Origin of the sequence: Lysinibacillus sp. 2017 (genome assembly GCF_003073375.1) — a bacterium.
Classification (GTDB): domain Bacteria; phylum Bacillota; class Bacilli; order Bacillales_A; family Planococcaceae; genus Solibacillus.
This window is the reverse complement of record NZ_CP029002.1, coordinates 343,170-363,786: the sequence shown is the minus strand read 5'-3', so window position 1 is coordinate 363,786 and position 20,617 is coordinate 343,170. Positions and strand designations below refer to the sequence as shown.

Below are 20,617 nucleotides of genomic sequence, written 5' to 3'. Positions count from 1 at the left end.
CTATTATCCTTTAAAAACATTCCTTTTATGCCACTTAAAATAACTCTTATTCTCTTCCACCCTGGCAACACGCATCTTGTCATGAATCCCATATTTCACATAATCAATCTTTTCAATCTCAGGTGAAATATGAATCTTCCCAGTACCATCAAAAGCGATATAGCCTTTGTCATACATTGCGTCATGGTTGCTGCATAAAAGAATGCCGTTGTACGGATTTAGTCGTTCCTCATCCGTTGAATCCTTCCAAGGTTTTGAATGACTGGCACGTAGTAATTCAGGTAGGTCAATGCCGCATAATGCACAGTGATGATCCCATAACGGCGCTAATTGCTTGTGGAATTTTTGTTGACCTTTGCGGATTTTTACCTTGGCTTTTGCTTCTGTTTCAATAAGTACGGGGGCTAATGTGTTACGTTCTTTTTGCGCGATTAACCCCATCGCGAATTCCAGTTGCTCTTCGTTTTCCTCGTAAATATTGGCGTCACTAATCAGTTCTAGTAGCTTAATCGCTAACATTTCGTTGCACGGATATAAAAAGCCTTGGTTGCCATCACCATTTTGTTGGAACGGTGAGTACTTGGTAGGTAGTAATGGCTGGACCTCATCAAAATGTACTTTTATGTTCAATGGGAATATAAGTTCTTCATAAATCGATTTAAATAAATGACCCACTTGACCTGAACCCGTTAATGGATCGATGCCTTGTTGACAATCTTCTTGTGCGATACTAAACGCCACAATTTCCCCTTTGACACAATGGAAAATCGCATCGCCCTTTTTGACTTCCTTCATACGTTCCCAAGAATGCGGTGTTTGTCCACTGCTATCAAGAATTGAGCACCAAACTACTTGTTTATTTTTTGCCTCATCATAAGTTTTGCCTTGCATTACAATATAAAAATTCATACGAACACCCTTTAATTAGTCGTTTTATTTAGTTTACCATTGTTCATCCATTCGTTATAAGTTATGTGCCTCTCTTATTTCGTTTCTCGAAAAACTTCTAAAAAATGTTATAATCCTACTAACTATTCCAACTACAACATGTTGCGTTCACTTTAGTGAATGGTCAAACAGAAAGGACTTGAAATGCTATCTAGATTTTTTACGTACTACAAGCCACATAAGCGCCTGTTTATCATCGATTTTTCAAGCGCGATTTTTGTGGCGATTTTAGAATTACTTTTCCCCGTAGCCGTGCAGTGGTTTATCGATGAATTGTTACCTACTGGGGATTGGGGCATGATTACAAAGATTAGTGCACTCCTCCTACTGACGTACATATTAAGTACAGTAATGAACTTTATCGTCAACTATTTAGGGCATAAGCTCGGGGTGAATATCGAGAGCGATATGCGCCAGCAACTGTTCAATCACGTGCAGCGTCAGCCTTATACGTTTTTTGACAATACCAAAACCGGTCATTTAATGAGTCGGATCACGAATGATTTATTTGATATTGGGGAGTTCGCGCATCATGGTCCAGAAGATTTATTCATCGCAATCATGACATTTATCGGGGCATTCACGATTATGTACAACATCAACGCAACCTTAGCGACGATTATTTTAATCTTTGTTCCGTTTTTAATTATCGTCATGTACATGAGCAACAAGCGCATGAAAAAAGGTTGGACGGTTATGTATGGGGAGATTGCGAACATCAATGGTCGCGTGGAGGACAGCTTTTCAGGGATTCGCGTGGTGAAATCATTTACGAACGAAGAATTTGAAAAAAACCGCTTCAAAGAGCAAAACGCCTTGTTCCGTAAAGCGAAAATTTACGCGTACAAAGTCATGGCGGGCACGCATTCAAGTATCTATCTATTGACGCGTCTGCTGACATTACTTGTACTAGTTGTTGGGGCTTGGCTTTCATATCAAGGCGATTTAAAACCTGGTGAATTTGTCAGCTTCGTACTATTTACCAACGTTTTAATTAAACCAATTGATAAAATTAGTGCACTACTTGAGCTTTACCCTAAAGGAATGGCTGGCTTTAAGCGCTTCTGCGATTTACTTGATCAGGAGCCGACTGTTGTCGATCGTCCGAATGCAATTGCTGTCGACTATTTAAACGGGGATATCGAATTTAAAAATGTAAGCTTCAACTATGCCGATAGCAAGCAAGTATTGAACAACCTTTCATTTAGCGTAAAAGCTGGAAAAACAGTGGCATTCGTTGGTCCATCAGGTTCTGGTAAAACGACAATTAGTGCACTTATCCCCCGCTTTTATGATGTAACAGCAGGTGCGATTACCATCGACGGAGAGGATATCCGCGACTATACACAGGAATCCCTTCGTAAACAAATTGGTACTGTGCAGCAGGATGTGTTCTTATTCACAGGAACTATTCGTGAAAACATCGAATATGGTAAATTAGGCGCAAGCTTTGAAGAAATTTTAGCCGCGGCTGAACAAGCAAATTTACGTGAATTTATCGAGCAATTACCAGAAGGCTTCGATACGCAAATCGGTGAACGTGGTCTGAAATTATCGGGTGGACAAAAACAACGCTTGGCGATTGCGCGTATGTTCCTGAAAAACCCACCGATTTTAATTTTAGATGAAGCGACGTCTGCTTTAGATACGGCAACAGAGCGTATCATTCAGCAGTCACTCAATGATTTAGCGAAGAATCGTACAACGCTCATTATCGCGCACCGTTTAGCAACGATTCGTGATGCGGATTATATTTTTGTTGTGACGCCAAATGGCATTGAAGAGCACGGCACATACGAGGAGCTTGTTGAAAAAGGCGGCATTTTTGCTGGCCTGCATCATGCGTAATGCTCTAGGAATACAATTTAAGGTGAATGATTTCGGTCATTCGCCTTTTTTAAATTTCAATGAAGGTAGGTTTTACTATGGCGATTCCGATTATTGATTTACATTGTGATGCACTATTACGTATGTATGAACATGATTACGATTTCTATTCTTCCCCTCACCTTGATGTGAATGTTGAAAAATTGCAGGCTGGTCATGTTCAGGCACAGGCATTTGCGATTTTTGTAATGCCGGATTGGTCAAAGGAGCAAAAATTAGCGGCCGCGTTGAAACAGGTTGACTATTTCAACAAGCAGGTCATTCGTGAAAACGTCGTACACATTAAAAAGTGGGCTGACTTTAATCAGCTGCGTCCTGGTCAAATCGGCGCCTTTTTAACGATTGAAGGCGTTGGCTTTTTCGGTGGCGATATTGAAATCTATCACCAGTTCCAAAAATTTGGTGTGCTCGTAATTGGGCTGACATGGAATGGAGCCAACGAAGCAGCAGATGGACTTTGTAGTGATCTAGGACGTGGCGTTACAGCATTTGGCAAGGAAATCATAAGGCTTAACAATGCGTATAAAATTTTTACAGATGTCTCGCATTTAAATGTCCAAAGCTTTTGGAATGTACTTGAACATGCTGATTATGTCCTTGCAACGCATTCGAATGCAAAGCGCGTTTGCGACCATCCTCGCAATTTAAATGACGCTCAAATTAAAGCGATGATTGCTAAAAATGCACCGATTCATGTTGTTTACTACCCTGAATTTACAACAGGTACGAACAATGCGACTATGCAAGATTTACTACGTCACGTGGATTACATTTGTGCAATGGGCGGCAAACATTTAATTGGCATCGGCTCTGACTTCGATGGTATCGACTATAAAATTGTGGATCTTGAGCACGCTGGAATGCATCAAAACTTCATCAATGAATTATTAAAGCATTATAGTGAAGCCGATGTACGTGGTTTTGCCTATGCGAACTTTTTGACTCATTTGCCGAAATAATCATTTAGTACGCCTTGCTTTGTTGCAAGGCTTTTTTCATTTCACGTGGTATACTGAGTGAATGTTGATTTAAAGGAGTTTTGTAGATGAACGGAAAAAATCGTAGTGATGTATTTGCTGGCTTAGAAGTGGATATCGTCTTGAAAAAGGATCAGCGTACAGGTACAACAACGCGCGGAATCGTAAAAGATTTATTAACGAATAGTAGCTCTCACCCACACGGCATTAAAGTGCGTTTAACAGATGGTCAAATTGGACGCGTTTGTCAAACATATCCGAAATGATGAGAAAAAGCGTATCCATTTAAACAAGTGGCTACGCTTTTCTTCTTTTTAAAACTGTTTATGACGGCGTTTTACAAACGCTAGCACGCTGCCTAATAATAAAGCTAAACCCGTGTACATGATGCCTTTTTGAGATGCGCCATCGGTTTGTGGTAATTTTTCAATTGTCGTTTCTGACTCAGTAGTAATTGTCTGAGTAGCGGGTACTTCCTCTACGATTTCTTTATTCGTTGCCATTCCACTTTCAGCAAATACATTCGGCACTGACATCAGTTCATTTCCAATTTCAACCGATACTTCTATTTCTTCATCAGGTATTTCTATATCATTGGTACCTAGAACTTCTTCAGGTTCTGGCGTTACCTCTGTTCCTGGGTTAGTTTCAGGCTCTAGTGTTCCTTCTTTTCCTGGAGTTACTTCAGGTTCTGGTGTTATCTCTGTTCCTGGATTTGTTTCAGGTTCTGGTATCACTTCTGTTCCTGGGTCTGTTTCAGGTTCTGGTGTTACTTCTGTTCCTGGATTTGTTTCAGGTTCCTCTGGCGTTCCTTCTGTTCCTGGGTTAACTTCAGGCTCTGGCTTTACTTCTGTTCCTGGGTTTATTTCAGGTTCTTCTGGTGTTACTTCTGTTCCTGGGTTTATTTCAGGTTCTGGCATTACCTCTGTTCCTGGGTCTGTTTCAGGTTCTGGTGTTACTTCTGTTCCTGGATTTATTTCAGGTTCTTCTGGCGTTACCTCTGTTCCTGGATTTGTTTCAGGTTCTTCTGGTGTTACTTCTGTTCCTGGATTTGTTTCAGGTTCTTCTGGTGTTATTTCTGTTCCTGGGTTTGTTTCAGGTTCTTCTGGTGTTACTTCTGTTCCTGGGTTAACTTCAGGCTCTGGTGTCACTTCTGTTCCTGGTTTTATTTCAGGTTCTTCTGGCGTTACTTCTGTTCCTGGATTTATTTCAGGTTCTTCTGGTGTTACCTCTGCTCCTGGATTTGTTTCAGGTTCTTCTGGTGTTACTTCTGTTCCTGGATTTGTTTCAGGTTCTTCTGGTGTTACTTCTGTTCCTGGGTTTGTTTCAGGTTCTTCTGGTGTTATCTCTGTTCCTGGGTTTGTTTCAGGTTCTTCTGGTGTTACTTCTGTTCCTGGGTTTATTTCAGGTTCTTCTGGTGTTACTTCTGTTCCTGGGTTTGTTTCAGGTTCTTCTGGTGTTACCTCTGCCCCTGGATTTGTTTCAGGTTCTTCTGGTGTTACCTCTGCTCCTGGATTTGTTTCAGGTTCTTCTGGCGTTGCCTCTGTTCCTTCTACTACAGTACCTTGGAAGTCCCAACGATGCGTTTCTCCACCCTTATTTTTAAACTTTTTCGCAATAATATTACCATCTACATTATGATAGTTTGATACCTCTGCATTCGGCGCTAAAATTGAACCTTGCCATGTATTCATTAAATTAGCAGTTCCACTAAACGATTGACTACCATTTACAAAGTTCCAAAGCACAACATTGTCATCAAAGTATTCACTTTCACGGTTATTTCGTTCTACACCGTTATAATTCAAGACGATTTTACTACGTGTATTAATTACTTCACTTCCTGCTGCATCAACGTTAATAATAACCATCGTACCTAAAGAAAGACCTTTAATTGTTAATTGTGTATCTAGTTCTAAAACATCACGACTAATCGTTACATACACATAACCATCTTTGGCTACTGCATTCGAAACATCGATTGAACGTCGATTTCTATCTTGATAATCCGTCACAATGCCTTCACTTTGCTCTACTGTTGCTAATTGATTTGATAACGTCGTTAAATTGTTAAACTCTTGATCAAAATCAATATACTTTTCTCCATTTTTATCTTGGAAAAGTGTTTCCGCATAATAAAAACGGTTCATTTCATTATTTTGTAGCTGTCCTGTTTTACGAATATCATCAAATTTCACAATTGTTCCATCTTCATTTTGAACATAAAATGATGGATCACTTGTTCCTCCAACGATTTGTTTACCATTTTCATCGCGTTCATTAAATTGCTTGAAGAAGCTTACACTCTCTCCAAAAATAATTTTATTCGGACGCTTCGTTGTAAATGGTTTAGCTGTCATAGCTTCAAAGTTTTGAATATATGAAATGTCCTTTAAGCGCGAGGCAAACTGTTGATTACTTGTTCCGCCAACTTCATTTGAACCTTTCACACTTGTTCCGAAATTTGCTGTGCCGATTAGTAGCTCTGTTGCAATATTTCCGTTCGTATGTGTTGAACCAATAGCTGCTTCACGTGCGAAAATATGAAAGCCTTGTGCCGCTCCCAGAAGCTGTGTTCTTACATTGGAAATATCTTGTATATATGTACTACCAGATTGAATTGTCTCAGTAATTGTTTCTAATGGACTTTGCGCAAAAACTGCATAGGGTACAGTGACAACTGCTGCCGTAGATAATAATGTAGCTGTATATAATTTAATTGTGTTCAATTTATTACTCTCCAATACTTTCGTTCGTAATGAAGAATAATACGCTTCCAAAAATACCTATTCAATTTTTATTACTCAAGAATAGTAAAACGATATTTATTACATTATTAACTCCCACCATTATCCCTTTTACTCAACAAATAGCACTAATAACAACTTTTCTAATAACGTGCCTCCCTTTAGTTCAATCGGTTTAATTCTTTATATAAATATAGTTTTAAATACCAAAAAACGCATCCACCGGTAAGGGTAGATGCGCTCTGATCACATATTATAAAACTTTGTCTAAAAATTCTTTCGCACGTTCTGATTTAGGTGCTGTGAAGAATTCCTCTGGTGGAGAATCTTCCACTAATACGCCCCCATCTAAGAACAACACACGGTCTGCTACTTCTTTGGCGAAGCCCATTTCATGCGTTACGATTAACATTGTCATGCCTGATTCAGCTAAAGATTTCATAACCTCTAATACCTCTTTAACCATTTCTGGGTCCAGTGCACTTGTTGGCTCATCGAAAAGGATCGCTGTTGGGTTCATCGCCAACGCACGCGCGATGGCTACACGTTGCTTTTGCCCACCTGATAAACGGTTCGGATACTCGTTACGTTTGTCGTAAAGACCAACTTTTGACAGTAATTCTTCCCCTAATTTCACAGCTTCTTCTTTTGAAACACCCTTCACATTAATCGGTGCATACGTTAAGTTTTCTAAAACGGTTTTATGCGGGAACAGGTGGAAGTGTTGGAATACCATGCCTAAGTTTTCGCGCACTTTCATCACATTTTTATCGGTAATTTCGACGCCACCCACTGTAATCACACCAGCAGTTGGTTCCTCTAAACGGTTAATGCAACGTAAAAAAGTCGATTTACCAGAACCAGATGGCCCGATAATGGCAATTACTTCTTTTTCTTTAATTTCGGTTGTGATCCCTTTTAGTACTTCGTTTTTGCCATATGATTTTTTTAGATTATCAATTTTAATCACTGCGTTTCATCCTCTTTTCTAGCATTTTGCCAAGGAATGATAATACTAGCGTCATCACATAGTAGATTACACCGGCAATAAGTAGCGGCTCTAAATATGTGAATGTTGAACCACCCACAACGTACGCACGACGCATAATGTCTAACGCACCGATTACTGTCACGATGGCCGATTCTTTATTTAATGTAATAAATTCATTCATTAACGATGGTAAAATATTTTTCATTGCTTGTGGTAAGATAATGTCTTTCATCATTTTGCCGTACGGGATACCAAGTGCTTTGGCAGCTTCCATTTGACCTTTGTCGACTGCATTAATACCTGCACGAATAATTTCTGAAATGTAGGCACCTGAGTTTAAGCCGAATGCGATAATGGCTGCTGGAATCGCATCAATTTGAATGTCTAATACTTGAGGTACTGCATAGTAAATCAACATTAATTGTAGGACAAGTGGTGTCCCACGGAAAATCGATGTATAGAATGTAGCAAACCAACGAAGTGGCTTTACTGTTCCGATTTTACATAATGCTAAAAGTATCCCTAAAATTAACCCGAGAATCGTCGCGAAGACAACGATCTGTAATGTAACGCCTATTCCTTCTAAAATATAAGGAATAGAGGGCACGACCTTTTCAAAGTTGAACATCGTAGCCCTCCTTTCTTTGTTTGAATTTAAAATATAGGAAACCTGTTGATTACCCTACTCATTTTATTATCTTTTCACAATTAGAACTAATCTAAAACGCTAGAAACGTCATTCAGCCATAATAGCTGAATGACGTTGATTTTGTCATGCCCAATTTAACTTAAAATTATTCTACAACAAACCATTTTGTTTTTAATTCTTCAATAGTACCGTCAGCTGTTAACTCTTCGATGACTTTATCGAATTCAGCTTTTAAGTCACTGCCTTCTTGGAATACGATTGCTTTATAGTCTGGGTCTTCTACTTCGATTGGGAAAGCAGCTAAATCAGCATTTTGAGATAAATAGTTTTCAGAAACGATGTTTTCGATTACGGCTGCATCAAAACGGCCTGTTTTTAATTCTTGAACTAACTCAGGAATTAAGTTACGGCTTTCTACTTTGAAGCCATGTTCTTCACCAAGCTCTTTTGCTAAATCTTCTTGGATAGAAGAAATTTGAGCACCCACTACGCCGCCTTTAATATCAGCAGGAGTTTTATAACCTTTTTCTTTATCGAAAATCATGTATTGCTCTGTTTCATAGTAAGGAATTGAGAAGTCTACTACTTCGTCACGTTCTTCTGTTGGTGTCATACCTGAAATGACAACATCAAATTTTTTCGATTGTAGCGCTGTGATTAGTGAGTTGAAATCCATGTTTTGTACTTTAATGTCATAGCCTAATTTTTCACCAACTAATTTGATTAAGTCGATATCAAAACCGATAATTTCATCGCTTGTTGCAGTCTCTACGTATTCGAATGGTGCGTAGTCAGCTGATGTACCTACTACTAATGTTTTTTTGTCTCCAGAATCTGTACCTTCACTGCCTGTTGATGTTTCTTTTTCATCTGATGCGCCACATGCTGCAAGTACAGCAATGACCATTGTCGTTAATAATGCTAATAAAAACTTTTTCTTCATCATTTTCATCTCCTATTATTGTTCTTGTAAATATCTTTGAATGGCTTTTTCTAACATTTGTAAGCCGTCGTCAATTTGTTCTTTAGTTATTGTAAGTGGTGGAATCATACGAATGACTTCGCCTTCGTTCCCACATAAGTAGAATAGTACGCCTTCTTCAAGTGCGTAATCTAAAACTTTCCCTACTGCTTTGCCGTCCACTTCACCTGTTTCAGGATTTGAAAGCTCAATACCGATCATTAACCCTGCAGAACGCACGTCGCTAATAATAGCGTACTTTTCTTTCATTTTAAGCAGTTGTTCACGGGCATATGCACCGACAACGCGAGAATTTTCAACTAAGTTTTCTTCGTGGAAAATTTCTAAAGTTGTGCGTGCTACTGAACATGCGATTGGGTTCCCACCGAATGTTGTACCGTGCATACCGATTGGCCATTTTTCCATTAATTCTTTTGAAGCAACTGTTGCGCTAAGTGGTAAGCCTGATGCAATCCCCTTTGCAATCGCCATGATGTCTGGTGTTACGTCAAAATACTGCGCCGCAAACCATTCACCTGTACGACCGAAGCCTGTTTGTACTTCATCGAAAATTAAAAGAATGCCGTGACGGTCACAAATTTCGCGTACTTTTTTCACCCATGCTTTTGGCGGAATGATGTAACCACCCTCACCTAAAACTGGCTCTAAAATAACAGCTGCCACTTCTTCAGGTGTTACTTGATGCTTGAATAATTTTTTGAAGTCTTTTTCAAGTTGCTCTACAACGTAAGCTTCTGGGTCAACACCCGCTGGTACACCTTTTACATCTGCATACGGAATTTGGTATGAAAGATGTGAGGGTTGTAAGAACTTGCGGTATTTCGATTTGGAAGTTGTTACGCCAAGTGCGCCCATTGAGCGACCGTGGAAACAACCAGTAAATGAAATGATGTATGGACGTTCTGTTACGAACTTCGCTAATTTTAATGAGCCTTCGATTGCTTCTGTACCACTGTTTGCAAAGAAGAAGCAGCCAAGATCACCTGGTAATACTTCACCAAGCTCTTCAGATAATTTTAAAATCGATTCGTACATAATAACGCCTGATGGACCATGTACTAATTGGTCTGCCGCATCTTTAATACTTTGAACAATTTTCGGATGACGGTGACCTGTATTTGTAACAGCGATTCCAGATGTAAAGTCTAAATATGTTTTCCCATCTGCGCCGTAATAATAACAGCCTTCTTCCTTTACTACAGGAAGATTTGGGTGATCTTTTGCCATACTTGGTGCTAAGTAGTCGCCCATTTCATTATATAATTCTAACCAATCCGCCATTTATAAGGACCTCACAATTTTTTGAGTAAAATTTGATAAATTTCATTGAATGTTGATGGATTTTTTTGAATGTTCATCAACTGTTACTCATTCTACTCTCGTTTGTATAAATATTCAATAGATAATTATCTAAAAATAATAAGTTTAAATATTCAGATAAATATTAATGGTCATTTTAATGTTTTTTATTCATTTTTTCTGCATATATCAGCCGAAATAACGGTTATTTTCACAACTAGTTGCATTAATAAAAATTAAAGATAATTTAGAAATCACTATTAGTTAGTGTATATAGTTGTATATTAATTCATTTATTTGTCGATTCATTTCATAATTCACCCCTATGCCCTGCTTTTTATATTACGAACAACGAGATTAAATGAATTAAAAATAGGCTTTCACAAATAGCATTTTTTTGGCAACCACAATAAAACCTATGTTTTCTTATACTCCATACCCTTTTTCATTTAAAATTCCATAAAAATGAAAAGAAGCATGTTAAATTTTTCATTTACCATGCTTCAAGACGTTTATTCAATTTCTATGCGTTAGGCTTTTAAATAAGAAACCGGTTTGATTACATTAACACATTATAATGATTTACAATCGTATGACGGACATTGGCAACATGATTTTTCAATTCAATTTCTGCTCGTTCTACATCACGACTACGAATGGCATCTAAAATTGCATGATGCTCTTTGAATGAGTTTTCATTACGTCCAGGTACTAAAATCGTTTTAAATTGCACGCGCTTTAATTGCTGTTTAATAATACGTACGATATCCACCGCTTGCTGGTTATTGGACGCACGATAAATGACATCATGGAAACGTAAATTTCCTTGCGAGTAAGCATCAAATTGATGTGTTTGTAAATGTTGCTTCATCTCTCCAAGAATATTCTCCAATTGCTCAATATCCATATCTGTAATATTTTTTGCCGCATCAGCTGCGATCAGTCCTTCGAGCGCCTCACGAATTTTTAAATAATTACTAATTTCCTCTAATGAAAACGATTTAATCGTCGCACCCTTATTGTTCTCCAACACAACTAGGTTTTCTTGCTCTAATTTCAGCAACGCTTTTTTCACCGTATTTCGGCTTACACCGATTTCCAGTGCTAAATCATTTTCAATTAACTTTTGAGAAGGTTGGAATACGCCATCTAAAATCCGCTCTTTCATGAACTCGTAGGCAATCTCTGCTGGTCTTTTCAAGATGACCCCTCATTTCTTTACTTCCTTTTATAATCGATAAAATACTTTAGCAATTCATTTTTCATTGCATTTAAAGTATTTTATTTTTAAAGTACATCTACCCACTAAGAATAACTACTTATCTCTTATTCTAAAGGACCCTATATTGATTAGAAAGAGCTATTAGAACAAAATTTCATTATTCGTATTATTTATTCACGACACTTGGTAACCATGTCGTTAAAAATGGAATGTATGTTACTAAGAACAGCACAATAATCGATACGAAAACAAATGGAACAATCTGACGAATTAATTTTTCCATTTTTACTTCTCCGACACTGGAAGCAATAAACAATCCTGCGCCAACTGGAGGTGTTAATAAACCAATTGTGGCATTTAAGCAAAGCATAACCCCGAAGTGAACTGGGTCAATGCCAAAGCTATGAACAAGTGGCATAAAGATTGGTAATAAGATAATCATAACAGCAAGCTCGTCTAGGAAAACACCTGTAATCAGTAAGAAAAGATTCACTAATAATAAGAACACTAGTGGATTTGAAGAAATATTCCCCATCACTTCAACGATTGATTGTGGAATACGTTCAAACGCTAAAATCCAACCAAACATACTTGCTGTCGACATTAATAATGTTACAACTGCTGTTGCAATCGTTGCATTGATTAATAATCCAGGGAATTTTTTAAACGATAATTCTCTATAGAAAAACTTCCCGACAATAATCGCAATGACACATGCAACCCCTGCGGATTCTGTCGCTGTAAACACACCTGACAGTGTCCCAACAATAATTGAAGCAGGCACCAGTAATGCAGGAATGATACGAATAAAGGATTGAAGTACTTCCTCAAAAGCAGCTTTTTGAGAGCTCGGATAATCATTTTTAATCCCCAAAATCATAATTAAAATAACGAATGACAGTGCTAATAAAATCCCTGGGAAAATCCCTGCCATGAACATATCATTAACTGAAACATTTGCACCTACAGCATAAATGATAAATAGCATGGAAGGTGGAATAATTGGACCTAAAAGTGCGGCAGACGCTGTTGTTGCAGCAGCAAATTCACGCTTATAGCCGGCCTTCTCCATTTCTGGCACCATAATTTTACTCATCATCGCTGTTTGCGCAGTCGCAGAGCCGATGATCGATGCTAAAAACATGTTCGCAATAACGTTTACATAGGCTAGCCCACCTTTAAAATGGCCTACAGCTTTTTTCGCAAAATCAATTAATCGCACCGTAATTCCTGATGCGTTCATAAGTTCACCAGCAAGCATGAAGAGCGGAATTGCTAGTAAACTAAAACTTTGTACGCCTGAAAACAATTGTTGTGAAATATTATTCAGTAAAAATGTTTGTCCCGTTGAAAGAATATAGACTAAACTAATAATCCCTAAAATAAGTGCAATTGGAGTTTTAATGACTAACAAAATACAGAATGCGACTAGAGCCCAAGTCATGATGCGTCTCCTCCTTCATTGGCCGTCTCCACTTCAGCTTCGTTATAAACAAAGCCTTGTAAAAAGTGATGAAACGCATGAATCAATAAGCAAATCATGCCAAATGGAACGGCTAAATAAGGTAAAAACATGGATATTTTTAATCCTGGAGAGATTTGTGTTTTAACGGAAGGATTCGATATCCATTGAATTGCCATATACGCAACAACCCCCGCAAAAATCATGACACATAAGTAGCCAACAACTAAAAATATCCGCTTCCATAATAAGCTCATTTTTTCGAATAATAAGTCTAAGCTTGCTGCGCGTAAAGTTTTGACGCTCATACTTCCCCCAACAAACGTCAGCCAAATTAACATATATACGGCAAGCTCATCTGACCATGTAAGTGGGTTACCAAAGATATATCTAAAAAATACACCTAACGCAATACTACAAAGCATTGTTGTCATTAATATAACTGCTAATAATTTTTCGAATTTGTACAGCGAATCGCTGATGGCTGAAACAATTTTCATGTTTCTCCCCCCTTTTCTTATCTATGATGCTATCCACTTAAGACCAATCTAAAAATGAAAGGGCAGCAGGAATTTAGCACTTCCTACCGCCCTCTTCCATCACTTTCAAACAGGGCTTAATGGACAGCCTTGTTTAATTAACTATTTGTTTGCATCGATAAATGCTTTAATTGTTGGATTTGATGAATATTGGTCGTACACTGGTGCGCTTAATTGTTTGAATTCATCTACATTTGACAGTTCATTTACCTTTACACCTAAAGATTTTAACTCTTTAAGTAATTCGTCGTTGCTTGCAATACTTTCTTTTACGCCCCACTCAATAACTGAAGCCCAAGTATCTGCTACAATTTGACGATCCTCTTCGCTCATACTATCTATTGTTTTCTTAGCCCCAAGTACTACCTCTGGGAAAACGATATGACCTGATAATGTTAAAATATTTGCTGATTCATAAAATTTTTGTGAAACGGCAGCGTTGAAGTCTGTATCCACCGCATCAATTACCCCAGTTGATAACGATGTATATACTTCTGGTAATGGCATAGAAGCTGGTCCTGCACCAATTGCTTTGTAGTAGGATTCAAAAACTGGGCTTCCTGGAATACGGATTTTTAAGCCCTTTAAATCTTCTACTGTTCCTATTGGTTTACTAGATAAAATATGACGTTGACCAGCGAAGAATACTCCGTAGCCGTGCATATTTTTTACTTCTAAATCTTTTAACATTTGTTGTGCTGGCTCAGTTGAAGCTGCATCTGCTGCTGACTGAAGATCATTAAATAAGAATGGCATAAACCAGCCGTTAATTGATTCTGAAAGGCTCGAAACTGTACCATTACTTAAAATAGCGAAGTCTAATGTGCCCGATTCAACTTGCTGTGCCATGTCTGCTTCTTTACCAAGCTGGTTCGCTGGGTAAATATCCACTGTCATACGGCCATCTGAATTTTTCTCAAGCTCTTCACTAAATTTTTCAGCAACTTCAAATTTAATATGCGATTCAGCTGCTTCGTGACCTAGCTTGAACTTGTACGTTTCACCTTCACTTGCTGTTTCCCCTGAACCTGCACTTGTACCTGAATCCGATTCTACCCCTGATGATGATGAGCTCGAATCACTCGTATCATCATCACCACATGCCACTAAAACAACCGCTAACATTGACAATGCCAGCATTAGTAACCACTTTTTCATATAAATCCCCCTTTGTGATGTGCATAAAATTTTGAAACTTTTATTATAAATGGTGGCTTGCCACGATTTACAACCCCTATAAAGTTACAGCACGGCTGTCATTTCAAATTGAACACGTAAGTCTTTTTTTAAGCTTTTTTCCGTCGTATGTCGCGCTGGACGGTCGTTTTCATTTGGAAACATTTTCAGCCATTCAATATTCACATTTTCCTTATACTTGCGGTCGACCATATACACACTTAAATGCGCGATATTATCCGTCGTACCACCGGCTGCTTTCATAATTTCTTCAAGATAATAAAATAAATTTTGAATTTCCTCATTTACATCTTCTGGAACAAGCCCTGTATCTGGGTCTGAGCCGATAATGGCAGATGTGTATACCATATTGCCAACTTTCACAGCTGCTGGAATCGGATTATCATGCTTAGTGCCTTTAATATGCAATACTTCACGTTTAGCCATTTTGCTTCACCGCATTTCCTGCAAGCTGACGATCTTGTTCTGTTTCGTAATACACGACCCCTTCTGCTTCAAGTACTGGACGCAAGTTGTAGAAATCAATGCTAATTTGACCATTTTCGATTTTTTCAATTGTGCCCGCTTCCTTGGCAACGCGTGCTTTAGAAAGTTCTAAAGTGGATTCGAAATCCTCTTTTTTCACGACAACAATGCCGTCATCATCAGCCATTACTAAGTCCCCTGGAGCTATGCTGACGCCTCCACAAATTGCGGGTGCATTTACCCAGCCACCTTTAATTTTGTTTGTGCCTTGCGATAATACTTCACGTGTCCAAATCGGGAAACCTAGCTCACGAATTTGGCGTACATCACGAATACCAGAATCCATAATGACACCTTGCACACCTTTTTTCATAAGCGCCGTGACAATTAATTCACCAATCATTCCAGCAAGTCCTTCGCCTTCTGTCGTGATGACTAAAATATCACCAGGCTTGCAGACTTCAATTGCCGCGTGAATCATTAAATTGTCACCTGCTGGGCAAATGACTGTGACTGCAGGACCGACAATCATCGTGTCAGATATAATCGGCTTTAGTTTTGGACTTAAAATACCTTGCTTGCCTTGTGCCTCGTAAACTGTTGAAACGTCGAGTTTTTTGTAATCAACAAGCACTTGTTCTGAAGGTCGATCAATCGTTTTTATAACGTATTTTTGCATTAGATTAACTCCTCTCCTACGAGTGGGAAGAAGCGAGAAAAGGCTTCTGCTTGCTTATAATCGTTATTACCTGAGCAGCGACGTGCATGGTTTCCGCGCAGTTCTGCTTTATAGCCGTAATAGCTAATTAAATGTCCTTGCGCTTTGAAGCAGTTCATTGCAGCTTTCTTTTGCTCAAACACATCTGAAATATCTAAAATGACATCTGGATTGAAGCTTGAAATTTCTGATTGGTGTGGTTCGAAACCAAACAGCTTTGCTTGCTTAGCAGTCGTTGTCCCCTCAATACGCACCCCATTCGAAGTCGATAACACTGCTGCATCAAACACGAATTTCGAAACAGCTTCATGGTCGGGATTGAATGCATCACGTGGTCCGTGTGAAATAATGATTTGCGGCTTTACTTCACGGATTTTACGTGTCAGCTGTTCCATGCGCTCATCGTTAATCGCCATATGATAGTCTTCATAATCCCAAATTTCGATTTTATCTTCCGTTAAGCCTAAGCATTTTGCTGCGGCTAAAAGTTCCTCTTTACGCGTTGCTTTTACGTTTTCTAATGTTTGCCCTTCGACATTCCATAGATCATTGGATTCTCCGCGCGCCCCATAACTTAAAATAACGAGCTGCACGTTCGCCCCATTTTTCACGTATTTCGCAATCGCCCCACCCCCGCGCCATACGAAGTCTGCTGCGTGTGCACTCACTACTAATACATTTGTATTTGAATCAATCATTTGCATTGCCTCCCATTTTCCCTTTGTGTTATTTCACTGTTTGTTTGACAATCGGTGTTCCGTAAGTGTGGAATGTTTCGATTGTTTTGTTCCCCCATGCTTGCCCGCGCTTACGATCTTCCTCCGTCCAAGTAATTGGCTCAAAATCAGGATCTAACACTAAATAGCCACCTGCACAAATTTCAATACGGTTACCACCTGGCTCATAGACATATAAGAAGTACGTTTGGTTAATCGCATGTTTGCTTGGTGCGAATTCGATAAAGACATTTTGATCGATGAATAAATTCGCTGCGCGCGTAATGCTTTCAAAGTTCTCTACCGCCAAAGCTAAGTGGTGGAATCGCCCTTTAGTCCCTGTCGCATCTCTTGAATAAACAAGCTCATAAGACTTAGCGTTTGTACGGTACCAAACTGCGCCACGCGTACCATTATCCAAGCAAATTTGCTCTGTTAAACGCATTCCTAATACATTCTCTGCAAAGTCACCGTCTGCATCTGGATCTGAAGATAGGAAGTTAATATGGTCTAAATTTTTCACTGCAGCACCACGACCTAAAAACTTTTGGTGCTGATTTTTAAGTGTTGGTTTTAAATGTTCTGGTGCAACATACTTTTCAGTTTCAAAATAAAGTTCCATTAAATGTCCATCTAATCCGCGGTATTGATACGCCTTACCGTGACCAAAATCACCATCAATCCATTCTCCTTTAACGCCTGCTTCTTCAATCGCCTTCACACGACGCTCTAATGCTTGCGGACTTTTCACGCGAAATGCCGTATGCCCAACACCTGGTTCTTCGGATTGCGTTAAGATGATCGAATATTGTTCGTAATCATTCCAACAACGCATGTAAGCCTTCTCATCTGTGCGGTTTACAAGCTCCAAACCCATACTTTCATAGAAGAAGTTAATACTTTCCTCCAACACTGGTGTAAGGATCTCCACATGTGCGATATGTACGATATCATCATGACGCTCTTTTATGATTTCTGACATAAATGTTCCCCTCCTGATAAATTGTTGAACAATCTTGTAACTCAATTATAGTTTGCAATTCATTATGTAGTCAATACTATTTTCTGAAAATTATAAACTAAGTAGCGTCATTTTATTTCTTCTTTAGGTATGCATTTTGCTCTTAAAATAATTATTTAGTTTTTATCAATTTCTAAAATCACTGTTGACTCAACATTTCTACGCACTTTATCTTTCAACCTATTGACTTTAAATAGATGTATTTTACAATGAAATTGTTCAACAAAATTGTTTATCGGATGTGTTGAGATGCCATTTTTATTCATTGTATTTTTGACTTTACTATTTCAAATTGCCTTAAAAGGAAATATACTTTTAGTTTCATTGTATGGATTGCATTTACAAGCAAGCCCTGCTTTTTTAGGGGTAATTATCGCAGCGGGTTCGCTTTTCCCGATGTTTTTAGCTTCGTTTGTGGGACGCTTGTCAGACCGTGTGTCACTTAATTTCTTACTGACGATTGGGATGATTGGCAGCGGCCTATCACTAGTTGCTATTTATTTTTTAGTAGCAAATTTATGGGTGCTGTTAGCCATTCAGCTACTATTTGGCTTATTTCAAATTATTACAGTCGTTAGTAGTCAAAATCTTGTCGGTGCACTTAGTAGCGAGGGAACTCGTACGAAAAATTACGGTGCCTACACATTAAGTGTCTCAATTGCCAATTTTATCGGTCCATTATTAGTTGGATTTGTAATTGATTGGCTTGATTTTGCGGTGGCATATTTAATGCTCGGTATTTTTGCACTCCTACCAGGATTATTGTTTTTAGTTATTCCGATTAAGGGCGTCGCAAAAAAAGAGAAGGATACTGTTGAAAATACAAGTTTTCTACAGTTGTTGCTACACCAAAAATTACGCAGTGTCTTTATAACGAGTGGGGTCATTTTAACTGGGGTCGGGTTATTTGAATTTTATTTTCCGATTTATACAAGTTCAATTGGCTTGTCTACTTCTGTCATTGGGGTACTTGTTGGGGTAAATGCGTTAGCGTTCATTATTAGCCGGTTATTAATGACGCCTCTGCAACGAAAATTTTCACCAGAACAAATGATTGGTGGTTGTTTACTTATCGCGGGGTGTGCTTTTTTCGTATTACCATTTATCAAAGCCGTGCCACTTCTTGCGGTAATTTCATTCGTAATGGGTCTTGGATTAGGTTGTTGCCAGCCGCTATCAATTGTCATGGCATACAATGCTTCTCCTGCTGGTTATACAGGTGAAGTGCTTGGTATTCGATTAACCGTTAATAAAGCGGTGCAATTCGCCGTACCGATTGTATTTGGTAGTATGAGCTTTGTCGGATTTTTTCCGATTTTTTGGTTGAATACCGTATTGTTAGGCTTTAGTGGTAGTTCGTTATTAAAATGGTTACCAAATAAAAAAAATGTCACGAAAAGCAATTGAACCAGGCTTTTCGTGACCTACTCTATTATAACTTCACTTCAAACTCAGCTTCCGTTTTTTCCTTTACTTCTGCTAATGTCACACCTGCTTGTAGTTCCACTAGCTGCATCATACTATCAACAAAGTCAAACACAGCTAAATCGGTAATTAGTCGATGCACAACCGTACGTCCTGTAAGTGGTAGCGTACATTCACGTTTCACTTTTGATTCTCCGTGTTTATTGGTGTGCTCCATAATGACAATGACTTTTTTTGCGCCCACAACTAAATCCATCGCACCACCCATCCCTTTCACAACTTTACCTGGAATCATCCAATTCGCGAGGTCACCAGCTTGTGATACTTCCATACCACCTAAAATTGCCACATCAATATGACCACCGCGGATCATAGCAAAGCTTTCCGCGCTATCAAAAAACGCAGCACCCGCTTTTGCAGTTACCGTTTCTTTTCCTGCATTGATTAGATCTGCATCCACCTCTTGCTCTGTCGGGTACGGTCCAATACCAAGCATGCCATTTTCAGATTGCAGCATGACATTATAGCCTTCCGGAATTTCATTCGCGATAAGCGTTGGCATTCCGATTCCTAAATTCACATACATGCCATCTTCAATTTCTTGTACTGCGCGACGAATAATTTTTAAACGAGTTTCCATTACGCTTCCTCCCTCACGATACGACGTTCAATGCGCTTTTCAAATGACGGGCTCTGTACGATATGCTGCACATAAATTCCTGGCAAATGAATTTCATCGGGATCAAGCTGGCCAACTTCCACAAGCTCCTCCACTTCCACAATCGTGATGCGTCCTGCTGTTGCAACGAGTGGGTTGAAATTGCGCGATGTTTTACGGAATACAAGATTACCTGAACGATCGGCTTTCCATGCTTTCACAAGCGCAAAATCGCCTGTTATCGCACGTTCTAATATGTATGCTTTCCCGTCAAATATGTTTTCTTCTTTTCCTTCCGCAATAGGCGTCCCAACACCTGTTGCCGTATAAAATGCTGGAATTCCTGCTCCGCCCGCGCGAATACGTTCAGCAAGTGTGCCTTGTGGCGTTAGTTCCACTTCCAGCTCCCCACTTAAAAATTGTTGCTCGAATGTTTTATTTTCCCCAACATACGATGCGACCATTTTTGAAATTTGCTTGTCCTTTAGGAGGATGCCTAACCCAAAATCATTAACGCCGCAGTTATTACTCACAACGGTTAAATCTTTTACCCCTTTATCTTTTACAGCTTGAATTAGATTTTCTGGTATCCCACAAAGCCCAAATCCGCCAACTAAAACAACTGCGCCATCTTCTAGCCCTTCAAGCGCTAATTGTGGTGATGCTACTACTTTCTCCACATTTCCCAACACCCTTCACTTCAATAAATTTCTA

Annotated in this window: 20 protein-coding genes; 4 read left to right on the top strand and 16 right to left on the bottom strand. The window is 38.9% G+C overall.

Translation table 11 applies throughout. The annotated features are described in order from the left end of the window. Positions 1–3: 3 nt before the first annotated feature. Positions 4–909, bottom strand: a complete 906-nt coding sequence (locus DCE79_RS01690; protein ID WP_108711404.1) for an HNH endonuclease — start codon at positions 907–909, stop codon at positions 4–6. A gap of 183 nt (positions 910–1,092) precedes the next feature. Between DCE79_RS01690 and DCE79_RS01685 the strand changes: the two genes are divergently transcribed. The 3 genes from DCE79_RS01685 to DCE79_RS01675 all read left to right on the top strand — a co-directional run bounded on the left by DCE79_RS01685 (position 1,093) and on the right by DCE79_RS01675 (position 4,078). Continuing rightward, the gene (locus DCE79_RS01685; RefSeq protein WP_108711403.1) at positions 1,093–2,796 is read left to right on the top strand and encodes an ABC transporter ATP-binding protein; all 1,704 of its coding nucleotides are present in this window, start codon (positions 1,093–1,095) and stop codon (positions 2,794–2,796) included. Between the two features lie 59 nt (positions 2,797–2,855). Next, a complete protein-coding gene (locus tag DCE79_RS01680; RefSeq protein WP_234417305.1) occupies positions 2,856–3,794 on the top strand; it encodes a dipeptidase in 939 nt (312 codons plus the stop codon). 86 nt (positions 3,795–3,880) lie between these two features. Beyond that, complete coding sequence (locus tag DCE79_RS01675) at positions 3,881–4,078, top strand: YwbE family protein (protein WP_108711401.1); 198 nt, start codon at positions 3,881–3,883, stop codon at positions 4,076–4,078. 48 nt (positions 4,079–4,126) lie between these two features. On the opposite strand, the gene DCE79_RS01670 is transcribed toward DCE79_RS01675, so the two are convergent. From DCE79_RS01670 to DCE79_RS01610, 13 genes are all read right to left on the bottom strand, one after another. Then, positions 4,127–6,541, bottom strand: a complete 2,415-nt coding sequence (locus DCE79_RS01670; protein ID WP_108711400.1) for a collagen-binding domain-containing protein — start codon at positions 6,539–6,541, stop codon at positions 4,127–4,129. Positions 6,542–6,812: 271 nt separating this feature from the next. Then, a complete protein-coding gene (locus DCE79_RS01665) occupies positions 6,813–7,529 on the bottom strand; it encodes an amino acid ABC transporter ATP-binding protein (protein ID WP_108711399.1) in 717 nt (238 codons plus the stop codon). Then, on the bottom strand, positions 7,522–8,178 hold the full coding sequence (locus DCE79_RS01660; protein WP_108711398.1) for an amino acid ABC transporter permease: 657 nt from the start codon (positions 8,176–8,178) through the stop codon (positions 7,522–7,524). Before DCE79_RS01660 ends, DCE79_RS01665 begins: the two co-directional genes overlap by 8 nt. A gap of 166 nt (positions 8,179–8,344) precedes the next feature. Then, complete coding sequence (locus DCE79_RS01655) at positions 8,345–9,142, bottom strand: transporter substrate-binding domain-containing protein (RefSeq protein ID WP_108711397.1); 798 nt, start codon at positions 9,140–9,142, stop codon at positions 8,345–8,347. A 15-nt stretch (positions 9,143–9,157) separates the two neighbouring features. Then, on the bottom strand, positions 9,158–10,462 hold the full coding sequence (locus tag DCE79_RS01650) for an aspartate aminotransferase family protein (protein WP_108711396.1): 1,305 nt from the start codon (positions 10,460–10,462) through the stop codon (positions 9,158–9,160). Positions 10,463–11,039: 577 nt separating this feature from the next. Continuing rightward, complete coding sequence (locus tag DCE79_RS01645) at positions 11,040–11,681, bottom strand: GntR family transcriptional regulator (RefSeq protein ID WP_234417304.1); 642 nt, start codon at positions 11,679–11,681, stop codon at positions 11,040–11,042. 187 nt (positions 11,682–11,868) lie between these two features. After that, positions 11,869–13,146: a TRAP transporter large permease gene (locus tag DCE79_RS01640; protein ID WP_108711395.1), complete on the bottom strand. Its 1,278-nt coding sequence runs from the start codon at positions 13,144–13,146 to the stop codon at positions 11,869–11,871. Next, complete coding sequence (locus tag DCE79_RS01635) at positions 13,143–13,664, bottom strand: TRAP transporter small permease (RefSeq protein WP_108711394.1); 522 nt, start codon at positions 13,662–13,664, stop codon at positions 13,143–13,145. The genes DCE79_RS01640 and DCE79_RS01635 overlap by 4 nt, the downstream gene beginning before the upstream one ends. Before the next feature lie 141 nt (positions 13,665–13,805). Then, positions 13,806–14,861: a TRAP transporter substrate-binding protein gene (locus DCE79_RS01630; RefSeq protein WP_108711393.1), complete on the bottom strand. Its 1,056-nt coding sequence runs from the start codon at positions 14,859–14,861 to the stop codon at positions 13,806–13,808. 84 nt (positions 14,862–14,945) lie between these two features. Beyond that, complete coding sequence (locus DCE79_RS01625) at positions 14,946–15,326, bottom strand: RidA family protein (protein WP_108711392.1); 381 nt, start codon at positions 15,324–15,326, stop codon at positions 14,946–14,948. Further along, on the bottom strand, positions 15,319–16,044 hold the full coding sequence (locus DCE79_RS01620) for a 4-carboxy-4-hydroxy-2-oxoadipate aldolase/oxaloacetate decarboxylase (protein WP_108711391.1): 726 nt from the start codon (positions 16,042–16,044) through the stop codon (positions 15,319–15,321). Before DCE79_RS01620 ends, DCE79_RS01625 begins: the two co-directional genes overlap by 8 nt. Beyond that, entirely contained in the window at positions 16,044–16,781 is a 738-nt protein-coding gene (locus DCE79_RS01615; RefSeq protein WP_199912296.1) for a PIG-L deacetylase family protein, read from the bottom strand. The genes DCE79_RS01620 and DCE79_RS01615 overlap by 1 nt, the downstream gene beginning before the upstream one ends. Positions 16,782–16,809: 28 nt before the next feature. Then, complete coding sequence (locus DCE79_RS01610) at positions 16,810–17,781, bottom strand: VOC family protein (protein ID WP_108711390.1); 972 nt, start codon at positions 17,779–17,781, stop codon at positions 16,810–16,812. Between the two features lie 312 nt (positions 17,782–18,093). On the opposite strand from DCE79_RS01610, the gene DCE79_RS01605 reads away from it, so the two are divergent. Continuing rightward, the gene (locus DCE79_RS01605) at positions 18,094–19,227 is read left to right on the top strand and encodes an MFS transporter (protein WP_159083034.1); all 1,134 of its coding nucleotides are present in this window, start codon (positions 18,094–18,096) and stop codon (positions 19,225–19,227) included. A gap of 25 nt (positions 19,228–19,252) precedes the next feature. Here DCE79_RS01605 and DCE79_RS01600 read toward each other — a convergent pair whose 3' ends face one another. Continuing rightward, positions 19,253–19,885, bottom strand: a complete 633-nt coding sequence (locus DCE79_RS01600; RefSeq protein WP_108711388.1) for a 3-oxoacid CoA-transferase subunit B — start codon at positions 19,883–19,885, stop codon at positions 19,253–19,255. Beyond that, positions 19,885–20,583, bottom strand: coding sequence for a CoA transferase subunit A (locus DCE79_RS01595; protein ID WP_108711387.1), 699 nt, complete (start codon positions 20,581–20,583; stop codon positions 19,885–19,887). Before DCE79_RS01595 ends, DCE79_RS01600 begins: the two co-directional genes overlap by 1 nt. Between the last annotated feature and the right edge of the window lie 34 nt (positions 20,584–20,617).

Coding starts and splice junctions, on each gene's coding strand:
- DCE79_RS01600 (WP_108711388.1), bottom strand. CDS start 19,885: ATGGAAACTCGTTTAAAAATTATTCGTCGCGCAGTACAAGAAATTGAA.
- DCE79_RS01615 (WP_199912296.1), bottom strand. CDS start 16,781: ATGATTGATTCAAATACAAATGTATTAGTAGTGAGTGCACACGCAGCA.
- DCE79_RS01625 (WP_108711392.1), bottom strand. CDS start 15,326: ATGGCTAAACGTGAAGTATTGCATATTAAAGGCACTAAGCATGATAAT.
- DCE79_RS01660 (WP_108711398.1), bottom strand. CDS start 8,178: ATGTTCAACTTTGAAAAGGTCGTGCCCTCTATTCCTTATATTTTAGAA.
- DCE79_RS01650 (WP_108711396.1), bottom strand. CDS start 10,462: ATGGCGGATTGGTTAGAATTATATAATGAAATGGGCGACTACTTAGCA.
- DCE79_RS01610 (WP_108711390.1), bottom strand. CDS start 17,781: ATGTCAGAAATCATAAAAGAGCGTCATGATGATATCGTACATATCGCA.
- DCE79_RS01675 (WP_108711401.1), top strand. CDS start 3,881: ATGAACGGAAAAAATCGTAGTGATGTATTTGCTGGCTTAGAAGTGGAT.
- DCE79_RS01635 (WP_108711394.1), bottom strand. CDS start 13,664: ATGAAAATTGTTTCAGCCATCAGCGATTCGCTGTACAAATTCGAAAAA.
- DCE79_RS01630 (WP_108711393.1), bottom strand. CDS start 14,861: ATGAAAAAGTGGTTACTAATGCTGGCATTGTCAATGTTAGCGGTTGTT.
- DCE79_RS01640 (WP_108711395.1), bottom strand. CDS start 13,146: ATGACTTGGGCTCTAGTCGCATTCTGTATTTTGTTAGTCATTAAAACT.
- DCE79_RS01655 (WP_108711397.1), bottom strand. CDS start 9,142: ATGAAGAAAAAGTTTTTATTAGCATTATTAACGACAATGGTCATTGCT.
- DCE79_RS01620 (WP_108711391.1), bottom strand. CDS start 16,044: ATGCAAAAATACGTTATAAAAACGATTGATCGACCTTCAGAACAAGTG.
- DCE79_RS01690 (WP_108711404.1), bottom strand. CDS start 909: ATGAATTTTTATATTGTAATGCAAGGCAAAACTTATGATGAGGCAAAA.
- DCE79_RS01685 (WP_108711403.1), top strand. CDS start 1,093: ATGCTATCTAGATTTTTTACGTACTACAAGCCACATAAGCGCCTGTTT.
- DCE79_RS01680 (WP_234417305.1), top strand. CDS start 2,856: ATGAAGGTAGGTTTTACTATGGCGATTCCGATTATTGATTTACATTGT.